This window comes from Streptomyces sp. NPDC102258, from assembly GCF_055584685.1.
Genome location: NZ_JBVJLO010000011.1, coordinates 129,732 through 155,696 on the forward strand (window position 1 = coordinate 129,732; position 25,965 = coordinate 155,696).

General features: G+C 71.8%; 24 protein-coding genes. 9 read left to right on the forward strand and 15 right to left on the reverse strand.

What is annotated here, in order from left to right; all coding sequences use genetic code 11:
• Positions 1-39: 39 nt before the first annotated feature.
• Entirely contained in the window at positions 40-579 is a 540-nt protein-coding gene (locus ACZ6ZT_RS20135; protein ID WP_469720854.1) for an RNA 2'-phosphotransferase, read from the reverse strand.
• 138 nt (positions 580-717) lie between these two features.
• On the opposite strand from ACZ6ZT_RS20135, the gene ACZ6ZT_RS20140 reads away from it, so the two are divergent.
• A complete protein-coding gene (locus tag ACZ6ZT_RS20140) occupies positions 718-1,509 on the forward strand; it encodes an aquaporin (protein ID WP_469720855.1) in 792 nt (263 codons plus the stop codon).
• A 104-nt stretch (positions 1,510-1,613) separates the two neighbouring features.
• On the opposite strand, the gene ACZ6ZT_RS20145 is transcribed toward ACZ6ZT_RS20140, so the two are convergent.
• The 3 genes from ACZ6ZT_RS20145 to ACZ6ZT_RS20155 form a co-directional block, all read right to left on the reverse strand.
• Complete coding sequence (locus ACZ6ZT_RS20145; protein WP_469720857.1) at positions 1,614-2,528, reverse strand: MerR family transcriptional regulator; 915 nt, start codon at positions 2,526-2,528, stop codon at positions 1,614-1,616.
• Between the two features lie 207 nt (positions 2,529-2,735).
• Positions 2,736-4,508, reverse strand: a complete 1,773-nt coding sequence (locus ACZ6ZT_RS20150; protein WP_469721041.1) for an SDR family oxidoreductase — start codon at positions 4,506-4,508, stop codon at positions 2,736-2,738.
• A gap of 5 nt (positions 4,509-4,513) precedes the next feature.
• Entirely contained in the window at positions 4,514-5,383 is an 870-nt protein-coding gene (locus ACZ6ZT_RS20155) for a M24 family metallopeptidase (RefSeq protein ID WP_469720859.1), read from the reverse strand.
• A gap of 227 nt (positions 5,384-5,610) precedes the next feature.
• Here ACZ6ZT_RS20155 and ACZ6ZT_RS20160 point away from each other — a divergent pair, with 227 nt between their 5' ends.
• The 5 genes from ACZ6ZT_RS20160 (at position 5,611) to ACZ6ZT_RS20180 (ending at position 9,910) form a co-directional block, all read left to right on the forward strand.
• Positions 5,611-6,648, forward strand: coding sequence for an ABC transporter ATP-binding protein (locus ACZ6ZT_RS20160; protein ID WP_469720860.1), 1,038 nt, complete (start codon positions 5,611-5,613; stop codon positions 6,646-6,648).
• Positions 6,638-7,525, forward strand: a complete 888-nt coding sequence (locus ACZ6ZT_RS20165; RefSeq protein WP_469720862.1) for an ABC transporter permease subunit — start codon at positions 6,638-6,640, stop codon at positions 7,523-7,525. Before ACZ6ZT_RS20160 ends, ACZ6ZT_RS20165 begins: the two co-directional genes overlap by 11 nt.
• Positions 7,522-8,433 carry an ABC transporter ATP-binding protein gene (locus tag ACZ6ZT_RS20170; RefSeq protein WP_469720863.1) on the forward strand — a complete coding sequence of 304 codons (912 nt, stop codon included), beginning with the start codon at positions 7,522-7,524 and terminating at the stop codon, positions 8,431-8,433. The genes ACZ6ZT_RS20165 and ACZ6ZT_RS20170 overlap by 4 nt, the downstream gene beginning before the upstream one ends.
• Before the next feature lie 13 nt (positions 8,434-8,446).
• Positions 8,447-9,166 carry an ABC transporter permease gene (locus ACZ6ZT_RS20175; RefSeq protein ID WP_469720865.1) on the forward strand — a complete coding sequence of 240 codons (720 nt, stop codon included), beginning with the start codon at positions 8,447-8,449 and terminating at the stop codon, positions 9,164-9,166.
• An 81-nt stretch (positions 9,167-9,247) separates the two neighbouring features.
• Positions 9,248-9,910, forward strand: a complete 663-nt coding sequence (locus ACZ6ZT_RS20180) for a rhomboid-like protein (RefSeq protein ID WP_469720867.1) — start codon at positions 9,248-9,250, stop codon at positions 9,908-9,910.
• A 169-nt stretch (positions 9,911-10,079) separates the two neighbouring features.
• Here the strand turns inward: ACZ6ZT_RS20180 and ACZ6ZT_RS20185 are convergent, their stop codons facing one another.
• The 9 genes from ACZ6ZT_RS20185 to ACZ6ZT_RS20225 form a co-directional block, all read right to left on the reverse strand.
• Entirely contained in the window at positions 10,080-10,892 is an 813-nt protein-coding gene (locus ACZ6ZT_RS20185) for an HAD family hydrolase (RefSeq protein WP_469720869.1), read from the reverse strand.
• On the reverse strand, positions 10,889-12,166 hold the full coding sequence (gene serS / locus ACZ6ZT_RS20190) for a serine--tRNA ligase (protein WP_469720871.1): 1,278 nt from the start codon (positions 12,164-12,166) through the stop codon (positions 10,889-10,891). The genes ACZ6ZT_RS20185 and serS overlap by 4 nt, the downstream gene beginning before the upstream one ends.
• A 527-nt stretch (positions 12,167-12,693) precedes the next feature.
• Positions 12,694-13,629, reverse strand: coding sequence for a prephenate dehydratase (gene pheA, locus ACZ6ZT_RS20195; RefSeq protein ID WP_469720872.1), 936 nt, complete (start codon positions 13,627-13,629; stop codon positions 12,694-12,696).
• 42 nt (positions 13,630-13,671) lie between these two features.
• Entirely contained in the window at positions 13,672-14,958 is a 1,287-nt protein-coding gene (efeB, locus tag ACZ6ZT_RS20200) for an iron uptake transporter deferrochelatase/peroxidase subunit (protein ID WP_469720874.1), read from the reverse strand.
• A gap of 5 nt (positions 14,959-14,963) precedes the next feature.
• Positions 14,964-17,069 carry a copper resistance CopC/CopD family protein gene (locus ACZ6ZT_RS20205; protein ID WP_469720876.1) on the reverse strand — a complete coding sequence of 702 codons (2,106 nt, stop codon included), beginning with the start codon at positions 17,067-17,069 and terminating at the stop codon, positions 14,964-14,966.
• Between the two features lie 22 nt (positions 17,070-17,091).
• Entirely contained in the window at positions 17,092-17,610 is a 519-nt protein-coding gene (locus ACZ6ZT_RS20210; RefSeq protein WP_469720878.1) for a copper chaperone PCu(A)C, read from the reverse strand.
• Positions 17,607-18,260, reverse strand: coding sequence for an SCO family protein (locus tag ACZ6ZT_RS20215; protein ID WP_469720879.1), 654 nt, complete (start codon positions 18,258-18,260; stop codon positions 17,607-17,609). Before ACZ6ZT_RS20215 ends, ACZ6ZT_RS20210 begins: the two co-directional genes overlap by 4 nt.
• Positions 18,261-18,369: 109 nt before the next feature.
• Positions 18,370-19,101, reverse strand: a complete 732-nt coding sequence (locus ACZ6ZT_RS20220; RefSeq protein ID WP_469720881.1) for a YcnI family copper-binding membrane protein — start codon at positions 19,099-19,101, stop codon at positions 18,370-18,372.
• A 104-nt stretch (positions 19,102-19,205) separates the two neighbouring features.
• Positions 19,206-20,024 (reverse strand): hypothetical protein, encoded by an 819-nt coding sequence (locus ACZ6ZT_RS20225; RefSeq protein ID WP_469720882.1) that lies wholly within the window; start codon positions 20,022-20,024, stop codon positions 19,206-19,208.
• Between the two features lie 282 nt (positions 20,025-20,306).
• Here ACZ6ZT_RS20225 and ACZ6ZT_RS20230 point away from each other — a divergent pair, with 282 nt between their 5' ends.
• A complete protein-coding gene (locus ACZ6ZT_RS20230) occupies positions 20,307-20,789 on the forward strand; it encodes an ATP-binding protein (protein WP_469720884.1) in 483 nt (160 codons plus the stop codon).
• Positions 20,790-20,912: 123 nt separating this feature from the next.
• Here the strand turns inward: ACZ6ZT_RS20230 and ACZ6ZT_RS20235 are convergent, their stop codons facing one another.
• Together ACZ6ZT_RS20235 and ACZ6ZT_RS20240 are read right to left on the reverse strand one after the other, a co-directional pair.
• A complete protein-coding gene (locus ACZ6ZT_RS20235) occupies positions 20,913-22,379 on the reverse strand; it encodes an aminopeptidase P family protein (protein WP_469720885.1) in 1,467 nt (488 codons plus the stop codon).
• Positions 22,380-22,527: 148 nt separating this feature from the next.
• Positions 22,528-24,102, reverse strand: a complete 1,575-nt coding sequence (locus ACZ6ZT_RS20240) for a PP2C family protein-serine/threonine phosphatase (RefSeq protein ID WP_469720886.1) — start codon at positions 24,100-24,102, stop codon at positions 22,528-22,530.
• 405 nt (positions 24,103-24,507) lie between these two features.
• Here ACZ6ZT_RS20240 and ACZ6ZT_RS20245 point away from each other — a divergent pair, with 405 nt between their 5' ends.
• On the forward strand, positions 24,508-25,236 hold the full coding sequence (locus ACZ6ZT_RS20245) for a bifunctional DNA primase/polymerase (RefSeq protein WP_469720887.1): 729 nt from the start codon (positions 24,508-24,510) through the stop codon (positions 25,234-25,236).
• A 132-nt stretch (positions 25,237-25,368) separates the two neighbouring features.
• Positions 25,369-25,965: a hypothetical protein gene (locus ACZ6ZT_RS20250; RefSeq protein ID WP_469720888.1), complete on the forward strand. Its 597-nt coding sequence runs from the start codon at positions 25,369-25,371 to the stop codon at positions 25,963-25,965.

The window sequence follows — 25,965 nt, forward strand, 5'->3', positions numbered from 1 at the left end:
TGATCCGACGGTCCTCCCATGAATTCCTCTCGTACGGGCTTACCGGAAACGCAGGAAACGCGGTGGCACGGAGTCGGCGAGCCACACCCCGTTCGCGCTGACCCGGAACACGTGCCCGGCCGCGCGCATCGCGCCCGCGTCCACCGCCAGAACCACCGGCCGGCCCCTGCGCGCGCCCACCCGGGTCGCCGTCTCGCGGTCGGGCGACAGGTGCACGTGGTGGCGGGCCATCGGACGCAGGCCTTCGGCGCGGATGGCGTCCAGGGCGGTGGCGACGGTGCCGTGGTAGAGGTAGACGGGCGGCTCGGCCTCCGGCAGGTCCAGGTCCACGGCCACCGTGTGGCCCTGGCTGGCCCTGATCCGGGTGCCCTCCACGGCGAACCGCTGCTTGTCGTTGGCGGCGACCACGCGGTCGAGTTCGGCACGGCTGAAGGGGAACCCGTGGGCGGCCGCGGCGCGCAGGAGGTCGTCGATCTCCGTCCATCCCCGGGCATCGAGCACCAGGCCGATGCGTTCCGGCTGGTGCCGCAGGTGTTTCGAGACGTACTTGGAGACCTTCACGGCGCGTCTGTCGTCCATGGCCCCAGCCTGCCGGGCCAGGCGGGGTGAGGACAGCGGATTTCGGCCGCCCGGCGGCCATGCACTCCCTCTATCGCGTTTCCAAGATACGGAATACATTTTCCGCGAAACCGCTGCCCAGAGGGGGAAACCGTGACAATGAAGGCTTCACTGCCACGCCGCGTGGCTGCCGAACTCGTCGGCACGGCAAGCCTGCTCGTGGTGGTGATCGGCTCCGGCATCCAGGCCGCGTCCCTCAGCGACGACACGGGCGTGGCCCTCGTGGCCAACTCGCTCGCCTCCGCCATCGGCCTCGGGCTGATCATCACCCTCTTCGGGCCGTTGTCCGGGGCCCATCTCAACCCGGTCGTCACCCTCACCGCGTGGTGGGCCCGACGTTCCGGCGGCGAGGGGCTCGGCGCCCGGGAGGCCCTCGCCTACACCACCGCCCAGACCGCCGGGGCCATCGCGGGGGCCGTCCTCGCGGAGACGATGTTCGGCCGCAGCTCCGGCGGCTTCTCCACCCAGGTCCGCGACGGCGGGCACCTGCTGATCGGCGAGATCGTCGCGACCGCCGGACTGGTCCTGGTCATCCAGGGGCTGGGCCGCATCGGCCGGTCGCGGCTGGTCCCGGCCGCCGTCGCCGCGTACATCGCCGCCGCGATCTGGTTCACCTCCTCGGGCTCCTTCGCCAACCCCGCGGGTACGGTGGGACGCGCCTTCAGTGATTCCTTCACCGGGATCGCCCCGCAGTCCCTGCCCGGCTTCGTCGCGGCCCAGCTGCTCGGCGGCGTCCTCGGGCTGGCCCTGGCCATCCTCCTCTACGGGCGCGAAGGCGGTGCCGGCACCGGCGGGCAAAGCGCGACGGCGACGGGGGCGGAGCCGTCGGTGGTCGAGGTTCCCGTGGCCGATATCCCGCGTACGGGCCCCTCTTTCGAGGCCCTCGTCTGAGGTTTGGTCCCCGTTCCCCACAGGCGGGGACGAGTTGTCCACAGCTGTTTCGGTGGATTTCAGTGGCAAGCGTGTGATTCGCCCTGTGGACTACTGATCGAGCACTATCGGCCGCCCCTGCTGACCAGATCGTTCATCGTCCGGGCTTGCAGCTCCCGCTCCGTCGCCGCCCGTACGAACTCCGCCACGTGCTCGGACCCCACCAGTTCCTGTACCGCCCGCACCGTCTCGGGCGGCAGCGCCACCGGCGCGGGCCCCGTGGGCTGAGCGCCCGCGGCGGCCCCCAGGTGGCGCTGGAGGTGCCGGGTGGCGAAGAGCCGCATCGCCCGCGCCAGCTCGGCGTCCACCGTCTGCTGTGCCAGCGGCCGCAGTCTGCGTACCATCGTCGCCGCCTCCGCCGCGTCCGCGTCGGTGGGCGGCACCTGTCCGAGGTAGCGGGCGAAGACGTGCTCCGTGGTGAACTCCAGGAAGCGCGAGGCGATGTGCTCCACCTGCCCCCGCAGTTCGCGCAGGTGCCCGGTGATCGCCGACAGCGGCACCCCGGCCGCGTACAGCTCGGCCGCGACCGCCAGCTCCTGCGGGGACGGCACCAGGAACTCGTCCGGCCGTCCCGCGATCCGCTCCAGCACCCCCAGCTCGCACGCCTCGTCGACGGCGTCGTCGTCCGGACGGCCGCCGAAGCGCTCGTTGAGATCGGCCCGGCTGATCCGGGCCGCCTCCTCGTCGGTCCACGGCCCGTGCACCTCGGCCACCAGGCCGAGTACGCCGCCCAGCCCGCGCCCCGCGTCCCAGGCCTCCAGCAGTTCCTTGATGGAGGCCAGGGTGTAGCCGCGGTCCAGCAGGTCGGCGATCTGCCGCAGGCGCGCCAGATGCGTGTCCCGGTAGACGTTGGACCGGCCGCGGCGCTCCGGCTTCGGCAGCAGACCGCGGTCCTGGTACGCCCGGATCGTGCGTACCGTCGCCCCGCTGTGGTGGGCCAGATCCTCGATCCGGTACTCGGCCACCGCCTGATCGGACAATCCCGGCTCCCTACGACATGGCGGTCCGGCCGACCGCGCCCGCCGCGGCCCGCGCGGCAGATGACACCGCCGGGTACTCGACCGCCTTGTGCAGCGAGCCCTCCTGCGAGGGATGGTACGACCGCCGGAGGAAGCGGGATATGGCCGTGCCCATCCGGTACGGACCCGGACCCTTCGCGAAACCCGCCTTCCCCGCCCGCCCCGCGCTCACAGCCGGGGCTCCAGCTTCGCGAACCGCCGCAGGGTGCCCGGGGCGAGGCGGGACATCCACAGGGCGCCCTTTGATTCGGGGGTCACGGGCACGACGGCCTGGTTCTTCACCACGGCCGTCAGGATCGCGTCGGCGACCTTCTCCGGCGGGAAGTTGCGCAGTCCGTACAGCCGCGAGGAACGCTCCTGGCGGCGCTTCTCCTCGGCCGCGTCCACCCCCGCGAACCGCGACGTGGCGGTGATGTTGGTGTTGACGATGCCCGGGCAGATCGCCGAGACGCCGATCTGCCGCCCGGCCAGCTCCGCGCGCAGGCACTCGCTCAGCATCAGGACCGCAGCCTTGGAGGTGCTGTAGGCGGGCAGGGTCTTGGAGGGGAGGTAGGCGGCGGCGGAGGCGGTGTTGACGATGTGACCGCCCTGGCCGCGCTCCGCCATCTGCTTCCCGAAGATCCGGCAGCCGTGGATGACGCCCCAGAGGTTGACGTCGAGGACCTTGCGCCAGTCCTCGGCGGTCGTCTCCAGGAACGGCCCCGAAAGCCCGATTCCGGCGTTGTTCACCAGGACGTCGACGATCCCGTACTCGGCGGCGACCTTCGCCGCGAGTTTCTCCATCGCCTGCTCGTCACCGACGTCGACGCACTCGCCCCAGGCCTCGGGGGCGCCGACGAGCCGGGCCATCTCGGCCGTGCGCGCGGCACCCTCGGCGTCCCGGTCCACCGCGACGACGCGGGCCCCGGCCTCGGCGAACGCGAAGGCGGTGGCCCGGCCGATGCCGCTGGCGGCGCCGGTGACCAGTACCAGCTGTCCGCCGAAGCGGTCGGCGTACCGACCCGGGGCCTGCTGCCGGGGCGCCCGCGCCGCCGGCTCCTCCCGGGCGGTCACGAACTCGGCGATCCACGCCGCGACCTGGTCCGGGCGGGTCCGGGGGATCCAGTGCCGCGCGGGCAGGGTCCGCCGCACCAGGTCCGGGGCCCACTGCCCGGTGTCGTCGTAGAGCCGCTCCGACAGGAATCCGTCCCCGGTCGGGACGATCAGCTGGACCGGTACGTGTGCGTACGCGTCGGCGCGCGGCCTGCGCATGCGGGGCCGGACGTTGTCGCGGTAGAGCCAGGCCCCGTGCGCCGCGTCCTGGCCGACCGAGGCGGTGGGGTAGGAGGTGTCCGGGAACTTCTCCGCCCGCTGCACCAGCTTCGGCCACCGCTTGCCGAGCGGCCCGCGCCAGGCCAGCTCCGGGAGCGCCGGGGTGTGCAGCATGTAGACGTACCAGGACTTCGCGGCCTGGTTCAGCAGCTGGCCGGCCCGGCGCGGGGTGGGCCGCGTCATCCGCTTCTTGATCCAGTGCCCGAAGTGGTCCAGCGAGGGACCGGACATGGAGGTGAAGGAGGCGATCCGGCCCTCGGTGCGGGCGACGGTCGCGAACTCCCAGCCCTGGACGGAGCCCCAGTCGTGGCCGACCAGGTGCACCGGGCGGTCCGGACTGACCGCGTCTGCCACGGCCAGGAAGTCGTCGGTCAGCTTCTCCAGGGTGAAGCCCCCGCGCAGCGGCTGCGGCGCAGAGGAACGCCCGTGGCCGCGTACGTCGTAGAGGACGACATGGAACCGGGCCGCGAGCCGCTCGGCGACCTCGGACCAGACCTCCTTGGTGTCCGGATAGCCGTGGACCAGCACGACCGTCGGCCGGTCCGTCTCCCCGAGCTCGGCGACGCACAGTTCGATGCCGCCGGTGCTCACCCGGCGCTCGCGCGCGCCCGCCAGTGCCGTACCGCTCATGCCGCTCATGCCGCCTTCTCCTCAGCCCAGCGCCGCACGTGCGGCAGGTCGTCGTCCAGCCAGAACGCGCTCTCCGAGGGGTCCCGGGAGTCGGTGACCACGAGGATCTCCTCGAACTTCGCGCCGGTCCCCCGGAAGCCCAGGTGCGGTTCCACCGCCCACAGGCCGGGCTGCGGCGGGTGGTCGGAGAAGTGGTAGGGACTCCACAGCGGGGACCAGCCCTCGCGGTGCCCGCGCAGGGCGTCCGAGGCCAGTCCCTTGAGGGACTGGGTGCCGAAGCCGAACGCGGTCGGGGACCAGCGCCGCTCCCGGACCCGGTCTATCTTGTGTGCGATCACGCCGAAGGGATAGGCCCGGTGCCGGTTCGCGTACCCCTGGCGGGTCATCAGCCGCTCGACGTTCTCGTAGATCTCCCGCAGCGGGCGGCGTTCGCGGACCTGCTCCAGGATCAGGTCGCGGTGCGGCCGCAGGTCGGACATCAGCCGGTCCTGCACCGGGTGGAGGCCGAGGCTGCCGGAGTATCCGATGTCGGCCGAGTAACCCCGCAGGACGGGGGCCATGTCGAGGATGAACGGCATGCCGGGCTCCAGCCGTCGCCCGGTCGGGAAGAACTGGAGCGGCACCCGGAAGCCCGCGAAGGCGGTGCGGTCACCGAACCAGGCGAACGGCAGGTGGAACCAGTCCCGCACGCCGCGCTCGCGCAGCCAGTCGCGCTGCATCCGTGCCGCCTCGCGCTCGGTCACCCCGGGCCGCAGCTGCGCCGCCACCGCCTCGGCGCAGGCGTACGCGAGACGCTGGACCTCCCGGAAGCCGCGCAGTTCGGCGGAGAGCCGCCCATGGTCGTGCGCGGTGCGTTGCTTGGTGTGCCCAGCCATGCCAGCCGTCCGTCCCTGTAGCCGTACGCGCCCGTAACTTGACACTGATGAATGTGACAATGACCGGAGATCACGTCAAGGGCCCTGCACGGACCTGTGGACAAAGTTGTCGCGTTCACGCCGGACCGAAATCAGCCTTCCGGCAGGCCGCGTAGTCCTCAAGGCGGATAAGGGATCCCGCTCCAGGTCTGACGACCCCTGCCCCACGCGGCACTAACGTCGACCGCGTGACTGTCATCGCGACCGAAAGCCTGAGCAAGCGGTACCCCCGGGTGACCGCCCTCGACCGGCTCTCCCTGGACATCGGGCCCGGAGTGACCGGCCTCGTGGGCGCCAACGGAGCCGGCAAGTCCACGCTGATCAAAATCCTGCTGGGACTGTCCCCCGCCACCGAGGGCCGTGCCGCCGTGCTCGGACTCGACGTTGCCACGCACGGCGGTGCCATCCGTGAGCGCGTCGGCTACATGCCCGAACACGACTGCCTGCCGCCCGACGTCTCCGCCACGGAGTTCGTCGTCCACATGGCGCGCATGTCCGGGCTGCCGCCGACCGCCGCCCGCGAGCGGACAGCCGACACGCTGCGCCACGTCGGGCTGTACGAGGAGCGCTACCGCCCCATCGGTGGCTACTCGACCGGCATGAAGCAGCGCGTCAAGCTGGCCCAGGCGCTCGTCCACGACCCGCAGCTGGTGCTGCTCGACGAGCCGACCAACGGCCTCGACCCGGTCGGCCGCGACGAGATGCTCGGCCTGATCCGCCGCATCTACACCGACTTCGGCATCTCGGTCCTGGTCACCTCCCACCTCCTCGGAGAGCTGGAGCGGACCTGCGACCACGTGGTCGTCGTCGACGGCGGCAAGCTGCTGCGCTCCAGCTCCACCAGCGACTTCACCCAGACCACCACCACCCTGGCGCTGGAGGTGACCGACTCCGACGTGCACCCGGACGGCACCGCCGCCCTGCGCCGGGCCCTGGCCGCGGCGGGCATCACCCTGCACGTGGGCGAAGAGCAGGGCCTGCCCGGAGCCGGCCACATCCTCCTGGTGGAGGCCGCGGGCGAGGACACGTACGACATCGTCCGCGACACGGTCGCCGACCTCGGCATCGGCCTGGTCCGCATGGAGCAGCGCCGCCACCACATCGCGGAGGTCTTCCGCGCCCGCGACCGGGCCGCCCGGCCGGCTCAGGCCGCCCCGCCCGCCCCATCCGCCCCATCCCCGCAGTTCCAGACGCAGCAGAAGGGAGCCGGTTCCGATGGCGCCTGACACCTCCACCCAGATCCACAACATCGGTTACCGGTCCTACGACGGCCCGCGCCTCGGCCGCGCCTACGCCCGCACCTCGCTCTTCTCGCAGTCCCTGCGCGGCGCGTACGGGCTCGGCCGCTCCGCCAAGTCCAAAGTGCTGCCGATGATCCTCTTCGCGGTGATGTGCGTGCCCGCGCTGATCATCGTCGCGGTGGCGATCGCCGTCCCCGGCTCCACCGATCTGCCGATCAAGTACACGACGTACGCCCTCACCACCCAGGTGATCATCGGCCTCTACCTCGCGTCCCAGGCACCCCAGTCGGTCTCCCGAGACCTGCGCTTCAAGACGGTGCCGCTGTACTTCTCGCGGCCCATCGAGCGGGTCGACTACGTGCTCGCCAAATACGCGGCCATGGCCTCGGCCCTCTTCATCCTCACCGCCACCCCGCTGCTGATCATGTGGATCGGCTCGCTCCTGGCGAAGTTCGACTTCGGTGACCAGACCAAGGGATTCGGGCAGGGACTGGTGTCGGTACTGCTGCTTTCGCTGCTCTTCGCGGGCCTCGGCCTGGTGATGGCCGCGCTCACCCCGCGCCGCGGGTTCGGCGTCGCCGCCGTCATCGGCCTGCTCCTCATCCCGTTCGGTGCCGTCACGGCGGTCCAGGGCGTCGCCCTCGGCACCGGCCACACCGGGGCCATCGAGTGGCTGGGACTGTTCTCCCCCGTCACCCTGATCGACGGCGTGCAGACCGCCTTCCTCGGCGCGGCCTCCGCCTTCCCCGGTGGCGAGGGCCCCTCCGCCGGCGTCGGCGTCGTCTACCTGCTCGTCGTCCTCGGCCTCATCGCCGGCTCGTACGCCGCCCTGATGGCCCGCTACCGGAAGGCCGGTCTGTGACCATCATCGACATCGACCACACCTCCCGCTGGTTCGGGAACGTCGTCGCCGTCAACGACGTGACCATGCGGATCGGTCCCGGCGTCACCGGCCTGCTCGGCCCCAACGGCGCCGGCAAGTCCACCCTCATCAACATGATGGGCGGCTTCCTCGCCCCCTCCACGGGGACGGTCACCCTCGACGGCACGCCGATCTGGCGCAACGAGCAGGTCTACCGGCACATCGGCGTCGTCCCCGAGCGGGAGGCGATGTACGACTTCCTCACCGGCCGTGAGTTCGTCGTCGCCAACGCCGAGCTCCACGGGCTCGACGACGCGGCCGCCCAGCGGGCGCTCGCCACCGTCGAGATGGAGTACGCGCAGGACCGCAAGATCTCCACGTACTCCAAGGGCATGCGCCAGCGCGTGAAGATGGCTTCCGCGCTGGTCCACGATCCGTCCGTGCTGCTCCTCGACGAACCCTTCAACGGTATGGACCCGCGCCAGCGGATGCAGCTGATGGATCTGCTGCGGCGGATGGGCGGCGAGGGCCGCACCGTGCTGTTCTCCTCCCACATCCTGGAGGAGGTCGAGCAGCTGGCCTCCCACATCGAGGTGGTCGTCGCCGGCCGGCACGCCGCCTCCGGTGACTTCCGCAAGATCCGTCGCCTGATGACGGACCGTCCCCACCGCTACCTCATCCGCTCCTCCGACGACCGGGCCCTCGCCGCGGCCCTGATCGCCGACCCGTCCACGGCCGGCATCGAGGTCGATGTGAAGGAAGGCGCCCTGCGCGTCCAGGCCGTCGACTTCGGGCGCTTCACCGAGCTGCTGCCGCGGGTCGCCCGCGCGCACGGCATCCGGCTGCTGACGGTCTCGCCCTCCGACGAGTCCCTCGAGTCGGTCTTCTCCTACCTCGTCGCGGCCTGAAGGAGCTGGCACCATGTACAACCCCACCGTCGCCCGGCTCACCTACCGGGCCCTCCTCGGCCGCCGCCGCGCGATGATCCTCTTCGCGCTGCCCGCCCTGCTGATCGTCATCTCCGTCGCCGTCCGCGCCTTCACGGGAGTGGACGACAAGGTGGCGGCCGACCTGCTCGGCGGCTTCGCCCTCGCGACGATGGTCCCGCTGATCGGCGTCATCGCCGGCACCGGAGCCATCGGGCCCGAGATCGACGACGGCTCGATCGTCTACCTGCTCTCCAAGCCGGTGAAGCGTCCGACGATCATCCTGACCAAGCTGACCGTGGCGATCGCCGTCACGATGGCCTTCTCGGCCATCCCCACCCTGATCGCCGGATTCATCCTCAACGGCAACGGCCAGCAGATCGCCGTCGCCTACACCGTCGCCGCCCTCGTCGCCTCGATCGCCTACAGCGCGCTCTTCCTGCTGCTGGGCACCGTCAGCCGGCACGCGGTCGTCTTCGGCCTGGTCTACGCCCTAATCTGGGAATCCCTCTTCGGTAGCCTGGTCTCCGGAGCCAAGACGCTCAGCGTCCAGCAGTGGGCGCTGGCCCTGGCCGAGAAGGTCGCCGGAGAGGGGTACGTGGACGCCACCGTGGGCCTGCCCACCGCCGTGATCCTGCTGCTCGTGGTCACCGTCGGCGCCACCTTCTACGCCGGACAGAAGCTGCGCCGCCTCACCATCGCCGGCGAGGAGTAAGACCACCGCACCGGCCCGACCCCGTGCCCCGCCCGGCCCATCGGCCGGGCGGGGCACTGCTGCGCACGGCATCATCGGTGCATGATCGTGTACACCGAGCCGGAGCCGTCCAGGCCCATTTGGTCCTGGATACGTACCTCGCCCGGAACCCACATCTGGCTCCTGATCATCGCCGTGACCAGCCTGATCGTCGTGATCGCGCCGGACCGGGTCGAGCACGTCCTGCTCCACCGCAACAGCAGCAACATCCACCAGCTGGTGCGGTACCCGATAAGAGCTCTGATCAGCAGCGCCTTCTGGATCGAGAACCCGTCCTCGCTCGCGCTCTACACCGTGCTCTTCGAGGTGTTCCACGCCACCGTCGAGCGCTGGCTCGGCACCCTGCGCTGGCTCGTGATCGTCGCGACCGCCCACGTCGTCGCCACCCTCGTCAGCCAGAAGGTCCTCCTCATGGCCATCCAGGACCACCGCGCGCCACACAGCATGACCCACGTCGTGGACATCGGAGTCAGCTACGGGATCGCGGCCTCGGTCGGCGTCCTGACCTACCGGCTTCCGGAACCCTGGCGATGGCTCTACCTGGCGGGGGCCGTCGCCTTCTTCGCGATCCCGCTCTTCACCGGCGGCACCTTCACCGACCTCGGCCACGCCATCGCGCTCGCCGTCGGCCTGCTCGCCTGGCCGCTCACCCTGCATCCGCACCCCGCCGGTGTTTCACGTGAAACACCCCCTCGTTTCACGTGAAACATCGCCGGTCCGCTGACCCGGCCCCGGCGAAATTCGCTGGTACGGGACCCGGGCCCCCGGCAGAGTGAGTCGTGCGGGGAGCAACAAAAGGTCCGGGACAGCCACTTCGAGCGCGCCTTACGGCGCGGGCCGTCCCGGACCCCTCGTACGTCTTGCCCGCTGCTGTCTACGCGGCGCCCAGCAGGCGCTCCAGCACCACCGCGATGCCGTCCTCCTGGTTGGAGGTGGTCACCTCGTCGGCCACGGTCTTCAGCTCCGCATGGGCGTTGGCCATGGCGACGCCGTGCGCGGCCCAGCCGAACATCGGGATGTCGTTGGGCATGTCGCCGAAGGCGATCGTCTCGGCGGCCTTCACCCCCAGCCGACGGGCGGCGAGCGAGAGGCCCGTGGCCTTGCTCAGGCCCAGCGGCAGAATCTCCACGATGCCGGGACCGGCCATCACGATGTCGACCAGGTTGCCGACGATCGCCCGGGCCACCCTGACGAGCTCGTCCTCACCCATCCCGGGATGCTGGATGTACAGCTTGTTGAGCGGAGCCGTCCAGACGGCCGCGGTGTCCTCCAGGTAGAGCGCCGGCAGACCCTCCTGGACCTGGTAGCCCGGCCCGAACAGCACCTCGCCGTCCACCCCGTCCCGGCTGGCCGCGAGCGCCAGCGGACCCACCTCGGCCTCGATCTTCGACAGCGCGAGGCCGGCCAGCTGCCGGTCCAGCGTCACCGAGGTCAGCAGCCGGTGCGCTCCCGCGTCGTAGACCTGCGCGCCCTGCCCGCACACGGCGATCCCCCGGTAGCCGAGGTCGTCGAGCACGTGCCGCGTCCAGGGCACGGCCCGGCCGGTGACGACGATGTGCGCCGCGCCCGCCGCGGTGGCCGCGGCGAGCGCTTCACGGGTGCGTTCCGAGACGGTGCCGTCGTCACGCAGCAGCGTGCCGTCGAGGTCCGTCGCGACGAGCTTGTACGGGAACGGGGCCGGGCTCACTTGGTGATCGGCTCCAGCACCTCGCGGCCGCCCAGGTACGGACGCAGCACCGGGGGCACCCGCACCGAACCGTCGGCCTGCTGGTGGTTCTCCAGGATGGCGACGATGGTGCGCGGGACGGCGCACAGGGTGCCGTTCAGCGTGGACAGCGGGGCGGTCTTCTTGCCGTCGCGGTAGCGGATCGACAGGCGGCGGGCCTGGAAGCCGTCACAGTTCGAGGCGGAGGTCAGCTCGCGGTACTTGCCCTGGGTCGGGATCCAGGCCTCGCAGTCGAACTTCCGCGAGGCGGAGGCGCCCAGGTCGCCGGTGGCGACGTCGATGACCTGGAACGGCAGTTCCAGACCGGTCAGCCACTGCTTCTCCCAGTCGAGGAGACGGCGGTGCTCGGCCTCGGCCTCCTCCGGCGCGACGTACGAGAACATCTCGACCTTGTCGAACTGGTGGACGCGGAAGATGCCGCGCGTGTCCTTGCCGTACGTGCCCGCCTCGCGGCGGAAGCACGGCGAGAAGCCGGCGTACCGCAGCGGCAGCTTGTCGGCGTCGATGATCTCGTCCATGTGGTACGCCGCGAGCGGGACCTCGGAGGTGCCGACCAGGTAGTAGTCGTCCTTCTCCAGGTGGTACACGTTCTCCGCGGCCTGGCCGAGGAAGCCAGTGCCCTCCATGGCGCGCGGGCGGACCAGCGCCGGGGTGAGCATCGGGATGAAGCCGGCCTCGGTGGCCTGCGCGATCGAGGCGTTGACCAGGGCCAGCTCCAGCAGGGCGCCGACACCGGTGAGGTAGTAGAAGCGGGAGCCCGACACCTTGGCGCCGCGCTCGACGTCGATGGCGCCCAGCGACTCGCCGAGCTCCAGGTGGTCCTTGGGCTCGAAGCCCTCGGCGCCGAAGTCGCGGATCGTGCCGTGCGTCTCCAGGACGGTGAAGTCCTCTTCGCCGCCGACCGGGACGTCGCTGTGGACGATGTTGGCGAGCCGGAGCAGGAGCTGCTTGGCGGCCTCGTCGGCCTCGTTCTGCTCGGCCTCGGCGGCCCGGACGTCCTGCTTGAGCTGTTCGGCCTTGCCCAGCAGCTCCGCCCGCTCCTCCGGGGAGGCCTTGGGGATGAGCTTGCCGAGCGTCTTCTGCTCGTTGCGCAGTTCGTCGAAGCGCATGCCGGAGGCCCTGCGGCGCTCATCGGCGGAGAGGAGTGCGTCGACGAGCCCGACGTCCTCTCCACGGGCGCGCTGCGAGGCGCGGACACGGTCAGGGTCTTCACGGAGCAGCCGAAGGTCAATCACCCCTCCAGGCTACCGGGCCGGTGTTCCTGGGATCACACCGATATCACGCTGCGTGTCGCTATGTCCTAATTGCCGCTAATGGAAAAGTTTTCGCCGACGGCCGGATCCGATCCCTCGGGAGGGTCGATAAAAGCGGCCCCATTCCCCGAAAAGGGGCACAACGTCGACCGGCCGACGGGGAGCTGAGCAGCACCGCAGGGGCTTCCTTGTCCACAGGAATTCCTCTCGGTCCACCCTTATCCACAGGCTGTGGGCCGGATCTGTGGACACCGATTCAGATCAATAGGGACCGGTGAGCGGTCGAGGGCGATCAGGGTTCAAACCGCCCTCACACCCTCATTCGGGTGGGAATGGCTCGCTCCAAAGAGTTGATCCGTGATACGCGGGTGACGCCGTTCACCTGCCGCTCCCCAACGCGAAACCTGAGTCACCCGGCCGATATGTCGACCTTGTCGCGCCGCACTGTCGACTTGTCCCCAGGTCCCCATCCCGGCCTGTGGATAACTCTGTGGACAGTGGACGAAGCGCTACGGCCGACCGTCGAGGCAACGCGTCAGCCAGTCGGAGGCCTCGGTGAAGTCGCTGTCGGAGGTTCCCGGCCGTGCGGCCCGCACCTCACTCAGAGCGACACCGGCCCGCGGATACGACCCCAGGAAGCGCACCTGCGGACAGGTCCGCTTCAGGCCCATCAGCGCCTCGCCGACCCGGCGGTCGGAGACGTGCCCCTCGGCGTCCACGGCGAAGCAGTAGTTGCCGATGCCCTCCCCGGTCGGCCGGGACTGGATCAGCATCAGGTTCACCCCGCGCACGGCGAACTCCTGGAGGAGCTCCAGCAGCGCACCGGGGTGGTCGTCGCCGAGCCACAGCACCACCGAGGTCTTGTCGGCGCCGGTCGGGGCGGCCGGCCGGGCGGGCCGGCCGACGAGCACGAAGCGGGTCTCGGCGTTCTGCGCGTCGTGGATCTCGGTGACCAGTGCCTCCAGCCCGTAGGTGGCGGCGGCGAACTCGCCCGCGAAGGCGGCGTCGAAGCGGCCCTCCTGCACCAGCCGGGCGCCGTCGGCGTTCGAAGCGGCCGATTCCCACACCGCGTCGGGCAGGTTCGCCCGCAGCCAGTTGCGCACCTGCGGCTGGGCCACGGGGTGCCCGGTGACGGTCTTCACGTCCGACAGCTTCGTCCCCGGCCGCACCAGCAGCGCGAACGCGATCGGCAGCAGTACCTCGCGGTAGATCATCAGCGGTTCGCCGGAGGCCAGCTCGTCGAGGGTGGCGGTGACTCCGCCCTCCACCGAGTTCTCGATCGGCACCAGCGCGGCCGCGGCCTCGCCGTTGCGTACGGCGTCCAGGGCCGCCGGGACCGACACCATCGGGACGAGCTCCCGGGTGGCTGCTTCCGGCAGAGTGCGCAGGGCGGCTTCGGTGAAGGTGCCCTCGGGACCGAGATAGGTGAAGCGGGTGGCCGACATGCGGTCAGCCTAATGCCGGGGCACCCGCCTGCGCCGGGCCGTTCACCCTTCGAGCAGGCGCTGCCCGACGTACTCCCCGGCCCGCGGCCCGGGCGGTACGGCGTACAGGCCGCTCGACTCGTGCCGGATGAACTCCGACAGCGCGTCGCCCCGGTCGAGCTTGCGCTGCACCGGTACGAAGCCGCGCAGCGGGTCGGCCTGCCAGCAGATGAAGAGGAGCCCCGCGTCGGGGGTGCCGTCGGCGGCGATCCCGTCGTGGAAGGAGAACGGCCGCCGGAGCATCGCGGCCCCGCCGTTCTGTTCGGGGGCGGAGATCCGGGCGTGCGCGTTGGAGGCGATGACCGGCTTGCCGTCGGGGCCGAGCTTGTCCAGGGCCGGCTTGGTGGTCTCGGTGCCGCCGGTCAGGGGGGCTCCCGTGGCCTTGGTGCGGCCGATGACCTGCTCCTGCTGGGCCGGGGACCGCTTGTCCCAGTCGTCGAGCAGCATCCGGATCCGGCGGACGACCGCGTACGAGCCCCCCGCCATCCAGGAGTGCTCGGCCGGCCCGGGTCCGGAGCCCTGTACGAAGATCCGCTTGTCGAAGTCGGGGTCGGAGGGCTTCGGGTTGCCGGTGCCGTCGACCTGGCCCATGAGGTTGCGCGCGGTCATGGGGGCGGCGGTGGCCCCGGGAGAACGGTTGAAACCGTTCATCTGCCAGCGCACCCGGGCGGCCTCCCCGGCGTCCTTCTGCACGGCGCGCAGCGCGTGGAACGCGACGAGCCCGTCGTCCGAGCCGATCTGGACCCACAGGTCACCGTTGCTGCGCTGCGGATCGAGCCGGTCGGAGGAGAAGTCCGGCAGCGGGTCGAGGGCGACCGGGCGGCGCGCGGTCAGACCCGTCCGCTCGAAGAAGGAGTGGCCGAAGCCGAAGGTCACCGTCAGGGAGGAGGGCCCCGCGTCCAGGGCGATCCCGCTGTCCCCGTTCGGCGCGGTCTCGCCCGCCATGAGCCGCCGCGCGGTCTCGGACCAGCGGCGCAGCAACGCCGCGGCCTCCTTGCGCCCGGCCCCGGGAGCCAGGTCGAAGGCGAGGACGTGGCCCTTGGCCTGGAGCGGAGTGGTGATGCCCGCCTGGTGGTCCCCCTCGAAGGCGACCCGGGTGGCACCCAGCGCGGCGAGCGACCCGGCGGCGCCGGGAGCGCCGCCGGCCGGGGAGTCGGAAACCGCCGAGTGCGCCAGGGCGCCGCCGGCGGCGCCGAGCGCGAGCCCGACGGCGCCGGCGGCTCCGACGGTGCCCAGCAGCCGGCGCCGGGAGATCTCGATGTCGGGGTTGTTCCCCGTGCTGTCGGTCACGCTGTTCAGCCGATCTTCACGTTCTTCTGGACGGTCGTCTGGTCGATGTCGGAGGTGCGCACGGTCACGTCGATGCGCCAGTCACCGGCCAGCGGCAGCTGGACCCCGGTCGCGCTCCAGTGTCCTGGAGCGTCGCGCTCCGGGGCGACCGGCAGCGGGCCGATCTCCTTGGCCTCCAGGGTGAAGGAGACCTTGACCTCGGGGAGGTCCAGCGGCTTGCCGTCGCCTCCGTCGGCCCACAGGTGCAGGGTGTTGGCGCCGACCCGGCCCGGATCGAGCTCCAGGCGGACGGCGCCCTTGCCGTTCTGGCCGCCGGTGTCGAACGGCAGGGTGATCTTGACGGCCCGGTTGGGGACGGCGGGTCCCGCGATGCCGCTGCGGCCGGTCTCCTGCTCCGCGGCACGGCCCGGCTCGGTGCTGGTGAGGACGGTGGTCACAGCGAGCAGGACGACGGCCACCCCGGCCTCGGCGAGCACCGAGCGGCGCAGCCCCGCGCGGCCCGGATCGGCGTCGCGCACCTGCTTCTCCCGCGCCTTGTCCCGGGCGGCACGCTGGCGGGCCAGCTGGGCGGCGCGCCGCGGGTCGGCGTCTACGACGGCGCCGGTGTCGGTGCGGGAGCCGGTGTCGGAGCCGGTATCGGCGGCCACGTCCGCGTCGCCGGTCGTGGTCCCAGTCCGTGTTTCACGTGAAACATCGGCGCTGGCCGCCACCGTGGCGCGCCTTTCGGCGTCCACCTCGCCGTCCTCGGTGCCGCCGACCGCCCCGAGCCGGCCGGTCCACTTGCGGGAGACGTAGGCGATACCGACGAGGACGGCGACCAGCCCGACCTTGATGAGGAGCAGTTGGCCGTAACTGGTGCCGGTCAGGGCCGACCAGGTGCCGAGCTGGCGCCAGGACTGGTAGATGCCGGTGGCGGCGAGCACCAGGACGCTGACGAAGGCCACCCTGGAGAAGCGCTGGACGGCCTCCCGCTCGATGTCCGGCACCTTGTGCAGAGCGACCAGCAGGGCCACCAGACCGCCGAGCCAGGCGGCCACGGCCAGCAGGTGCAGGATGTCGACCGGCATGGCGATGCCGGGCTGGATGCCGGTGGAGGCGTGCTCGGCGAGAGCCCAGGTGGCGGCGATGCCACCGGCCACGACCGTGCCCCCGATGGCGAGCCCGAAGGCGAGGTCGCTCGTGTCCTTCTCCTGCGCGGCCTTCTCCGCCTTCTTCTCCGCGGCGGCCTCGGCAGCGCCGGTGTCACCGCCGGCTCCCTCGGCCACCTCCGCGTCGGCGGCCTTCTGGCGCCGCGCGTAGGCGCCGAAGAGCACGGCGATGAACAGGGCCGCCGCGCCGAGGAGCAGCAGCCGGGAGACGAAGGAGGCACCGGTCTTGGTGTCCAGGACGGCCCGCAGCCCGTCGAGATCGAAGACGTCGGCGAACTTCCCGGACCCGGTGTAGGGAGTACGCAGGACCAGCATCGCCAGCGTCGCGGCGGTCAGGGTGACCCAGCCGCGCACCACCACCTTCTGCAGCGACCGCTCGGCGGCGCCCCGGCGCCAGCACAGCAGGATGAAGGCGGCTCCGCCGACGAGGACGGTGAACCCGGCGTACGCGGCGTAGCGGGCGATCCCGTACGCGATGCCGACCGGCCCGCCGCCCGCCTGCTGGTCGGGGAGGGTGACGCTGGTGGCCGAAGGGGCGCCGACGGAGAAGGTGAAGGCTCCGGACACGGGGTGGCTGTCGGCGGAGACGGCCTGCCAGGCGACGGTGTAGGTGCCGTCCGGCAGGCCGGAGTGCAGGGCGGTGCCGTAGCGGACGGTCGAGCCGCTGCACATGTCGCGCAGCTCACCGGTGTCGACGCGCTTGCCCTGCGGGTCCATGACGCGGATGGAGTCGTCGCCCATGGCGACCTGCTCCGAGAAGGAGAGGGTGACCTGGGCGGGTGCCGTGGCGACCACCGCCCCGTCCTGGGGATCGCTCGCGGTGAGTGCGGCGTGCGCCGAGGCCGGGGAGGCCGCGGTGAACAGGGCTGCCAGCAGGGCTGCGAGGACCAGCACCAGCCGCGGCAGGCGTGCCGGGGCGGGCGCTGTGCGGGCCGGGGAAGAAGCGGGGGCGGTGGCCGTCATGGCGTGTCAGTTCCTCGGTCCGTCAGTGGGCGGTGGAGTTCTGTGCGGTGTACGTCCGTTCCTTGACGTCCAGCTCGACCTTGACCGGGTCGGCCTTCTCGAAGCGCAGTTCGACGGTGATCTTGTCACCGACGTTCGGCTTGTTCTTGAGGCCCATGAACATGATGTGGCTGCCGCCGCGCTCCAGCCGCAGCTCCCCGTTCGCGGGCACGTCCAGGGCGTGGACCTGCTGCATCTTCTGGTCCTTGGTCTCGTGGATCTGCAGATCGTCCGAGAGCGGGCTGGTGACGGCGGTCAGTTTGTCGGCCGTCTTCGAGTCGTTCTCGATGACCATGAAAGCGCCGGCCATCTGGTCGTTGACCGGTTCGGGCATGAAGGCACCGCTGACGGTCATCTTCGGCTTGCCCGGCTTCGCGCCGCCGTCGGAGGCGGCGGAGGAACCGGAGTCCGTGGACGAGGACGAGGAGGAGCAGCCGGATATGGCGAGCGCTGCCGTCAGGGAAAGGGCGGCGGCGAGGGTGCGGGTGGTGCGGGCGTTCACGGGTTCTCCCCCTTGACGATCTTCGGCAGGTCCTTGGTGTAGTCATCGACGGTGGTGCCCTCGCCGTAGAGGACGTAGCCCTCGTCGGTCTTGGGCGAGAACGCGATGACCTGGGCCCCGTGCATGGAGACGACGCTGCCGTCGGCTTCCTTCTTGGGGGCCTCGATACCGATGCCGAGCGATCGTGCGGCGGCCTGGATGGTGGCGAAGTCCCCGGTCAGTCCGGTGAAGGACGGGTCCTGAGCCCTGAGCCACTTGCCGAGGGACTCCGGGGTGTCCCGTTCGGGGTCCGTGGTGACGAAGACGACCTGGAGCCTGTCCTGGTCCTCCTTGGGGAGCGCCTTCTTGGCGACGGCGATGTTGCTCATCGTCAGGGGGCACACGTCGGGGCAGTTTGTGTAGCCGAAGTAGATGAGGGTCGGCCGGCCCTTGGTCTGCTCGCGCAGGTTCCACGGCTTGCCGGTGGTGTCCGTGAGGACCAGTTCCGGCTTGTCGAAGGGGCGGTCGAGGACGGTCGCGGCTCCGGTCTTGTTCTGGCCGGAGATCTGCGTGACCGAACCTGTGGTCTTGGCCGTCTCACCGCCACAGGCGGTGAGGGCGAGCGCGGTCGCCACCGCGAGGGCGGCGACCGTCACACGTGTGGTGCGCATGAGGAGTTGTCCCTGTGATCGGGGATGGTGGTGCGGACGTACGGGCAAACGACGGGCGCCCGCGTACGGGCGCCCGTCGCTCCGGAAGAGCTGGTGCCGGGCGCCGCTGTCAGGCGCTGCGGCGGCGCGAGGCGATGCCGAAGGCGAGACCGCCGAGGCCGACCACGATGCCCACGATGCCCAGCGTGCGCGCGGTCGTGTCGGAGCCGCTCTTGGCGGTGGCCTCGTCGTGGGCGTCCTTCGTGTCGCCCTCGGCGCCCTTGGCGTCGGCGGCGGGCTTCGCACCGGCGGCGTCGTGGCCGTCACCGGCCGCGGCCGCCGTCAGCTTCAGCACGGGCGCGGGGGTCTGCGGCTCGGGGGCACCGGCCTTGGTCTCCTCGATCCAGCGCACGACCTCGTTGTTGTCGTACGTCTGGATGGCCTTGAAGACCATCTGGTCGGCGTTGTCGGGGAGCTTGCCGACGGAGACCGGGAACTGCTGGAACTTGCCGGGCTCGATCTTGCCGCCCGTCCAGGTCACCTTGGTGACGGCCTCGTTGATCTGCTTGCCGTGCACGGTCAGCGGCTTGTCGAGCTTGGTCTTCTCGATGTTCACGGTCCAGCCGGGGATGTCCTGCGGCATGACGGACGTGAGCGGCTGGCCGATCGGGAAGTTGACCTCCAGCTGCGTGGTCGAGGCGTTGTCGCGCTCGTTGGGCACCTTGAAGTTGATGACCGCGTAGCCGCCCTTGGCCGCCTCGCCGATCGGCTGCACGCTGACGTGCGCGAAGGCGGGACCGGACAGGACGAGGACGGCGCCGGCGGCGAGGGCGGCGGCGAAGGACACACGAGAGGTCTTCACGGCGGAGACTCCAGTCAGGCAGGGTGATGACGCTCCGCGCACGGGCGCGCGCGGAGTTCGCGGCACCGGTGCTCCCGCCGGATGTCCGGGGAGGGGGTGCCGCGTCAGGCTGCGAGGGCGAGCGCCGTGGGCGGCCCGCGCCTGATCACCGAATGCAGGAGTGCGTCCCGGCCGGTCGCGGGACCGGGAGCCGCGGCGGTCCGCCGGGGCCGGGGGCCGCGGGCGGGGGCGCCCGGAAGTCCGGCCGCGAGGACGCGTACGAAGGCCAGCGCGGCCCGCAGCGGACGTACGGGATCGGCCTGGGAGGACAGCCGGGACAGCTCGACGAGCCGGAACAGCGCGGCGTCGCCGCGGCCCAGCAGCCAGCCGGCCGCGAGCGCGGCCAGCAGGTGACCGAGCAGCATGGCCGGGCTGAACAGGCCGATGCCCGGCTCCCCGGCGGCCCCGGACAGCTGGGCGTGAGCGTGTGCCATGTGGGCCTGCGCCGCGGCCTGTCCGGCCATGGCGGCCGGGTCCAGCCCGGCGGTCTCCAGGATCTGCCGCGCGTCGGCCTGGCTGAGCGGTACGGAGTTGCCCCCGCACACCAGCCGGGCGGCGAGCGCCGGGAGGGAGGTGTCGGGGCCGTCGGCTCCCATCGGAGCGGCGGCCGCGCCGTGCTGGCCGAGGCCGAACAGCGTGTGCAGCCCGAGCTGGCCGACGGTGAGTCCGGCGGCGATGCCGGGCAGCGACCGGCGGCGTCCCGCGAGCGGGGCCGCGATCGCGAAGACGCCGATGAAGGCCAGGGACAGGGCCCACCACGGCACGGTCGCGCAGGAGGCCACCGCGTGGCCGGCCGCGGACAGCACGACGCAGACCGCGGTGAACACCGCGGCCCGGGTCATCCGGAGACCGGCTCCGGCACGTGTCGTGTGGGTGGCAGACATGGCCGGGTCATCATCGCACTGGGCCCGGAGCCTGCATACGGCAGGTGCTGGAGGGACTCTCGGGTTCCGCCCCAGGGTCAGCACACGGGCAGCGCGGGGGCAGTGCGAAGGCAGCGCCGGGTCAGCGTCCGGTCAGCCGGGCCGTCCGCCCGTCCGCGTCGCCCGCTCCGCGCCCGTCCGGCCCCGCATACACCGCCGCCCGGGAGCGTCGCGTCGGCCGAATGAGGGCTCTCCCGGTGCCCGGGGGCTTACGGTCCGCCGGGGGCGGCAATAGGTAACGGTATGAGCATCTGGTGGTCTGTCCACTTGAGGCGCGAAGCCGCGAGCGTGCCGCTCGCACGGCGACTGCTGCTGGGGACGATGGAGACCGCGGGGGTGGACCCGGACATCTGCTTCGACCTGTCGGTCGCCTTGACCGAGGCGTGCGCCAACGCGGTGGAGCACGGCGGCCTCGGCGGCCTCGGCGAGGGCCCTCGCGCGGAACTCCCCGTCAACGGTGACCCGGACGGGACCGAGGCGTACCACGTCACGGCCTATCTGGACGGGGACCGCTGCCGGATCGAGGTGACCGATTCGGGGCCCGGATTCCCGCCCGCGACGGTCTCCCGCCCCAGACCCTCGCTGGCCGAGCACGGCCGCGGCCTGCACCTGATCGCCGAGCTCGCCGACCACGTCCGCTTCCGCAACCGGCCGGGCCGGGGCGCTGTGGTGAGCTTCGACAAGATGCTGAAGTGGCGTGAGGACGCCCTGCTGAAGGTGTCGTAGGCCCTGGCCGCACCCGGGTACGCCGGTGGGCGGGAACCATCCCGGTTCCCGCCCACCGTCACGCGCTGACTGCCGTACGCGGCCACATCGTCACGCCGTCATCGGCGAGCCGGCCGGCGCCCGTCAGCCCTTCAGGCGCGCCATCCACGCCTCGACCTCGTCCGACCGGCGCGGCAGCGCGGCCGACAGGTTCCGGTTGCCGTCCTCCGTGACGATGATGTCGTCCTCGATCCGGACGCCGATGCCCCGGTACTCCTCGGGCACGGTCAGATCGTCGGCCTGGAAGTACAGACCCGGCTCGACGGTCAGGCACATGCCCGCCTCCAGCGTCCCGTCCACGTACGCCTCGGTGCGCGCGGCGGCGCAGTCGTGGACGTCCATGCCGAGCATGTGGCCGGTGCCGTGCAGGGTCCAGCGGCGCTGCAGCCCCAGCTCCAGGACGCGCTCGACGGGGCCCTCGACCAGGCCCCACTCGACGAGCTTCTCCGCGAGCACGTGCTGCGCGGCGTCGTGGAAGTCGCGGAACTTCCCGCCCGGCTTCACCGCGGCGATGCCGGCTTCCTGGGCCTCGTAGACCGCGTCGTAGACCTTGCGCTGGATGTCGCTGTACGTGCCGTTGACCGGCAGCGTGCGCGTGACGTCCGCGGTGTAGAGGGAGTGGGTCTCCACGCCGGCGTCGAGCAGCAGCAGGTCGCCGGAGCGGACGGCGCCGTCGTTGCGGACCCAGTGCAGGGTGCAGGCGTGCGGGCCGGCGGCGCAGATGGAGCCGTAGCCGATGTCGTTGCCCTCGACGCGGGCGCGCAGGAAGAAGGTGCCTTCGATGTAGCGCTCCGAGGTGGCCTCGGCCTTGTCGAGGACGCGCACGACGTCCTCGAAACCGCGGACGGTGGAGTCGACGGCCTTCTGCAGCTCGCCGATCTCGAAGGCGTCCTTCACGGCGCGGGCCTCGGAGAGGTAGACGCGCAGCTCCTCGTCGCGCTCGGCGGTGACCTTGTCGGTCAGCGCCTTCTCGATGAGCTCGTCGTGGCCGCGTACGCCCCGGACCGGGCCCTCGGCCTCGGCGAGGGCCTCGGCCAGCTCGCGCACGTCCTTGGCGGGGATCCCGAGGAGCTGCTCGGCCTCGGTCAGGGAGTGGCGGCGGCCGACCCACAGCTCGCCCTGGCCGGACAGCCAGAACTCGCCGTTCTCGCGGTCGGAGCGGGGCAGCAGGTAGACGGTGGCGGTGTGACCGGCCGGGCCCGTGGGCTCCAGCACCAGTACGCCGTTCTCGGTCTGGTCGCCGGTGAGGTACGCGTACTCGGTCGACGCGCGGAAGGGGTACTCCGTGTCGTTCGAGCGGGTCTTCAGCCGGCCGGCCGGGATCACCAGGCGCTCGCCGGGGAAACGCGCGGACAGCGCGGCGCGCCGCTCGGCGGTGTGCCCGGCCTGGGCGATCGGCTCCAGGCCGCGCAGCTCGGTGTCCGCCCAGCCCGTCCGCATGTTCTCGGCGAGCTCATCGCTGACGCCCGGGTACAGCCCGTTCTTGCGCTGCTTGTGCTTCTTCTGGGGCTGCTCTTCTTCCGGGGTCTCCGGGGTGAGCTCGTCAGCCACGTCTTCTCCTCAGCCGCATCGACACGCAGGGTCCGGGTGTGTGGACCTCATTCATCGTATGTGGGAGGAGGCGGCGCCCGGCGGCGGCTGTGACATATAAGTCATACCGGGCGCCTTATGGGGCCTGCCAAGGCGCCGCCGCCCCGGATCAGTCGAATCGGGCCGCCAGCAGGACGACGTCCTCGGCCGGGTTCGCCCCGGTGGCCCCGGGGTCCTCCCCGGCCAGGACGGTGCGCAGGACGTGGTCACAGAGGGCCGCCGGATCGTCCCGGGCGCTACGGGGAACCCCCGCGGCCGCCGCGTACAGCCGGGCGTAGGCCCGGTCCATGGGGTCTCCGGTGCGCCGCAGCAGGCCGTCCGTGTAGAGCAGCACCGTTTCTCCCGGTGCGGGCTCGATCTCCACGCTCGGCGCTTCCCAGCAGGCCAGCATGCCCAGCGGCGCGGAGAGGGTGGTCTCCACGTACTCGGTACGGCGCTCGCCGATGAGCAGCGGCGGGGTGTGTCCGGCCCCGGCCAGGATGATCTTGCGGGCGGCGGGCTCGCAGTACGCGAAGAGCGCGGTGGCCGAGCGCGCGGGCTCGGTCAGGCGCAGCAGCAGCTCCAGGTCGGACAGGACCGCGACCGGATCCTCGCCCTCCATGACGGCGTACGCGCGCAGCGAGGCCCGCAGCCGGCCCATCGCGGCGACGGCACTCGGCCCCGAGCCGGTGACGGATCCGACGGCCAGCCCCATGGCGCCCTCGGGCAGCGGCAGGGCGTCGTACCAGGCGCCGCCGCCGCGCGGACCGGTGTGGTGCCGGGCGGCGAGCTGCACTCCGGCGATCCGGGGCAGCCGGCTGGGCAGCAGCTCCTCGGCGACGGCGGCCAGCCGGGTACGGGACCGGTCCACCTCCAGCATCCGGGCCAGGTGCTCGGCGGCGTGGCGGACGTAGAGCCCGATGAGGTCGCGCTGGCGCTCGCCCGGCTCGGCCTGTTCGTCGTAGAGCCAGACGGCGGCGCCGAGCCGGCCGGTGGCGTCGGCGGTCAGCGGCAGCGCGTAGCTGGCGGCGTAGCCGAGCCGGGCCGCGACCTCGCGGTGGCGGGGGTCGACGGGAGGCTCGCCGGGGGCGCCGGGCGCGGTGGTCGGTTCGGGCAGGAACTCGGAGCCGCCGTGGGCACCCGGGAGTCCGTCGAGGATGCGGCCGTACGGGGTGGCGCTGCGCGGCACCGTCTCGATGTGGCCGAGGTCCGCGCGGCCCAGGCCGAGGCCGACCGTGGTGCTGGGGCCGAGGCCGTCGGAGGGTTCCAGGACGACCAGGCCGCGGCGCGCGCCGACGAGCGCGGCTCCGGCGCGCAGGAATTCCTGGAGGGAGGAGGCGAGGTCAGCGGCCCGTGCGAGGCGCTCGGTGAGCTCGTGGAGGGTGGTGAGGTCGGAGACCATGCCCGCCAGCCGGTCCTGGATGACGCTGCTCGCGGCAGGCGGTACGGCCTGGGCGGGGGCGGTTCGGGGGGCGGCGGAGGCGTTCGTGGACGTCGAGGTGGATGCGGGCGTGGGCGCCGCAGTGTGCGCCGACGCTGTAACTGCTGGATCGATTCCAGCCACTTTCGGCAGATGCGGGGCGCTCATGGCGTCCGCCTTTCCACCTGGTGCGATTCGCCATATAGCATCGCAAACCCCCAGATCGTGCTGCGCCGCCATCAATGGATCCACATCTACACGCACACAAGGAGCGATGTCCAGCATTGCCCTGGCGGGAATCCTGGTGTCCGTGGGACGGCAACTCACTGTCCAGCCGGGGCTAAAACTTGGCCGGAAAAAGCGGCGAGTGGACGGTTTTTGCGCTCGACTGGACAGGCGTCCCAGGCGGCCCGGGTACGTAATCGGCAGTGCCCGGGGCCAGTTGGGGCCTTCCGGCACCGCCGGGAACCGCCGGAAGCGGGCCGTCGTCCTAAGCGGCGGCAGCCGGTTTCGGCTCCGTTTTCGACTTCGGCTCCGACTCCGGCACCGACTTCGGCACCCGCACGAACCTGCGCGATCCGCGTGAACCTGCTTGCGGCGGACAGTGACGCGAAACCCGTACGTGTGGTGAAACACCGCTCACATGGTGTGATGTGGCCCTCGACGTTCAACGGAAAGGAACGAGCGCTGATGCGCGAGATCCTCGGAAGGCGTCTCCAGCGGCTCCGCGATCGCTTCAAACTCCCGCGCGCCGTCTCCTCCTCCCGCTCCCGCGCGGCGGCCCCGGCCGGCCGTCCCGCCCCGTCCCTCCTCGACGGGGCGCTGACCTGCGCCACCGTCCACCACTGGCCCGTACTCCCCGGCGTCGGCCGGGACGGTGCGGACAGCGCCCGCTGCGCCTGCCCCGACCCCGGCTGCGTGGTCCCCGGAGCCCATCCCTTCGACCCCGGGCTGTTCGCCGCCACCGCCGACGCCCGGATGGTGACCTGGTGGTGGACCCGGCGGCCCACCGCCCCCGTGCTGCTGGCCACCGGCGGCACCGCCCCGTGCGCGGTGAGCCTGCCGGCCGGGGCGGCCGCGCGTGCCGTCGTACGGCTGGACGCGCAGGGCATGCGGCTCGGTCCGATCGTCGCCACGCCCACCCGGTGGTCCCTGCTGGTGGCCCCGTACTCGCTGGAGCGGCTCGGCGAGCTCCTGTACGCCAAGGATCACGTGCCCGCCTCGCTGCGCTTCCACGGCGAGGGCGGGTACCTGCTGCTGCCGCCCTCCACGGCCTCCGGCGGTGGCCAGGTCCGCTGGGAGCGGGAGCCCGCGGCGGGAGCCGGTGGCCTGTGGCTGCCGGAGGTCGAACAGGTCGTGCACGCCCTCGTCGAGGCGAGCAGCGGCGCTCCCGGCGGGGGCAGCCGGCTCGCGTACTGAGCCGGTCGTGAGCAGGCGGCGGTCGCCCGCGGTCAGCCGTGGTCACTCGTACGAGTGCCAGTACGGCGGGTTTCCCGGGGAATTGGGCGCGGGGATCTCCGTGCCCCATTCCGGCATCGCTATCTTCGGCGAATGAATCTCCGCCTGATCGGTATCGGCGCCGGTGTGCTGGTCATCTTGTCGCTTCCCCTGGCCGGAGCGATCGCCGGGCCGGATTTCGCCGGTCAGAGTGACGGAAAGGGCGGAGGGCTGCTCTCCTCGCTCGGCCTTTCCGACCCGTCCCGTACGCCGGCGGCCGGTACGTCGTCGGCCGGTACGCCGACCAGGGCGCGGGCCCGGGCCGGCGACGACCCGGCGAGCCCCGGCCCGGCCCTGCAGCCCCGCACGGACTCCCACTGCGGTCCCGAACTCTCCGCCCCCCAGGGCGTGGAGGCGCAGACCTGCGTACTGGACGGCGGGGGACAGACATGGGGTCGCAGCTACTACCGCAACACCAGCGGGCGCGCGCTCGACGCCGTACTGACCGTCATGGGGCCTGCGGGCCGGACGGTGCAGATCCGCTGCGCGGTGGCCGCGGGGGACGAGCCGGGCCTGTGCGAGACACCGCGCGGGGAGTCGGTGGGCGGCGCGGACGCCTACTCGGCCGTTGCGGAGTTTGCAGTTCCGGATGACGAAGGGCGACTGCTGCTGCGGTCCGGGAGCAACTCACCGGCACCGCGCGACGGTTGA

Bases quoted from the DNA above. Each gene is read 5' to 3' on its own strand.
- ACZ6ZT_RS20230 (WP_469720884.1), top strand. From the start codon at position 20,307: ATGAGCATCTGGTGGTCTGTCCACTTGAGGCGCGAAGCCGCGAGCGTG.
- ACZ6ZT_RS20140 (WP_469720855.1), top strand. From the start codon at position 718: ATGAAGGCTTCACTGCCACGCCGCGTGGCTGCCGAACTCGTCGGCACG.
- ACZ6ZT_RS20150 (WP_469721041.1), bottom strand. From the start codon at position 4,508: ATGAGCGGTACGGCACTGGCGGGCGCGCGCGAGCGCCGGGTGAGCACC.
- ACZ6ZT_RS20240 (WP_469720886.1), bottom strand. From the start codon at position 24,102: ATGCTGGACATCGCTCCTTGTGTGCGTGTAGATGTGGATCCATTGATG.
- ACZ6ZT_RS20175 (WP_469720865.1), top strand. From the start codon at position 8,447: ATGTACAACCCCACCGTCGCCCGGCTCACCTACCGGGCCCTCCTCGGC.
- ACZ6ZT_RS20205 (WP_469720876.1), bottom strand. From the start codon at position 17,069: ATGACGGCCACCGCCCCCGCTTCTTCCCCGGCCCGCACAGCGCCCGCC.
- pheA (WP_469720872.1), bottom strand. From the start codon at position 13,629: ATGTCGGCCACCCGCTTCACCTATCTCGGTCCCGAGGGCACCTTCACC.
- ACZ6ZT_RS20180 (WP_469720867.1), top strand. From the start codon at position 9,248: ATGATCGTGTACACCGAGCCGGAGCCGTCCAGGCCCATTTGGTCCTGG.
- ACZ6ZT_RS20165 (WP_469720862.1), top strand. From the start codon at position 6,638: ATGGCGCCTGACACCTCCACCCAGATCCACAACATCGGTTACCGGTCC.
- ACZ6ZT_RS20250 (WP_469720888.1), top strand. From the start codon at position 25,369: ATGAATCTCCGCCTGATCGGTATCGGCGCCGGTGTGCTGGTCATCTTG.
- ACZ6ZT_RS20155 (WP_469720859.1), bottom strand. From the start codon at position 5,383: ATGGCTGGGCACACCAAGCAACGCACCGCGCACGACCATGGGCGGCTC.
- ACZ6ZT_RS20135 (WP_469720854.1), bottom strand. From the start codon at position 579: ATGGACGACAGACGCGCCGTGAAGGTCTCCAAGTACGTCTCGAAACAC.
- ACZ6ZT_RS20225 (WP_469720882.1), bottom strand. From the start codon at position 20,024: ATGTCTGCCACCCACACGACACGTGCCGGAGCCGGTCTCCGGATGACC.
- ACZ6ZT_RS20245 (WP_469720887.1), top strand. From the start codon at position 24,508: ATGCGCGAGATCCTCGGAAGGCGTCTCCAGCGGCTCCGCGATCGCTTC.
- ACZ6ZT_RS20215 (WP_469720879.1), bottom strand. From the start codon at position 18,260: ATGCGCACCACACGTGTGACGGTCGCCGCCCTCGCGGTGGCGACCGCG.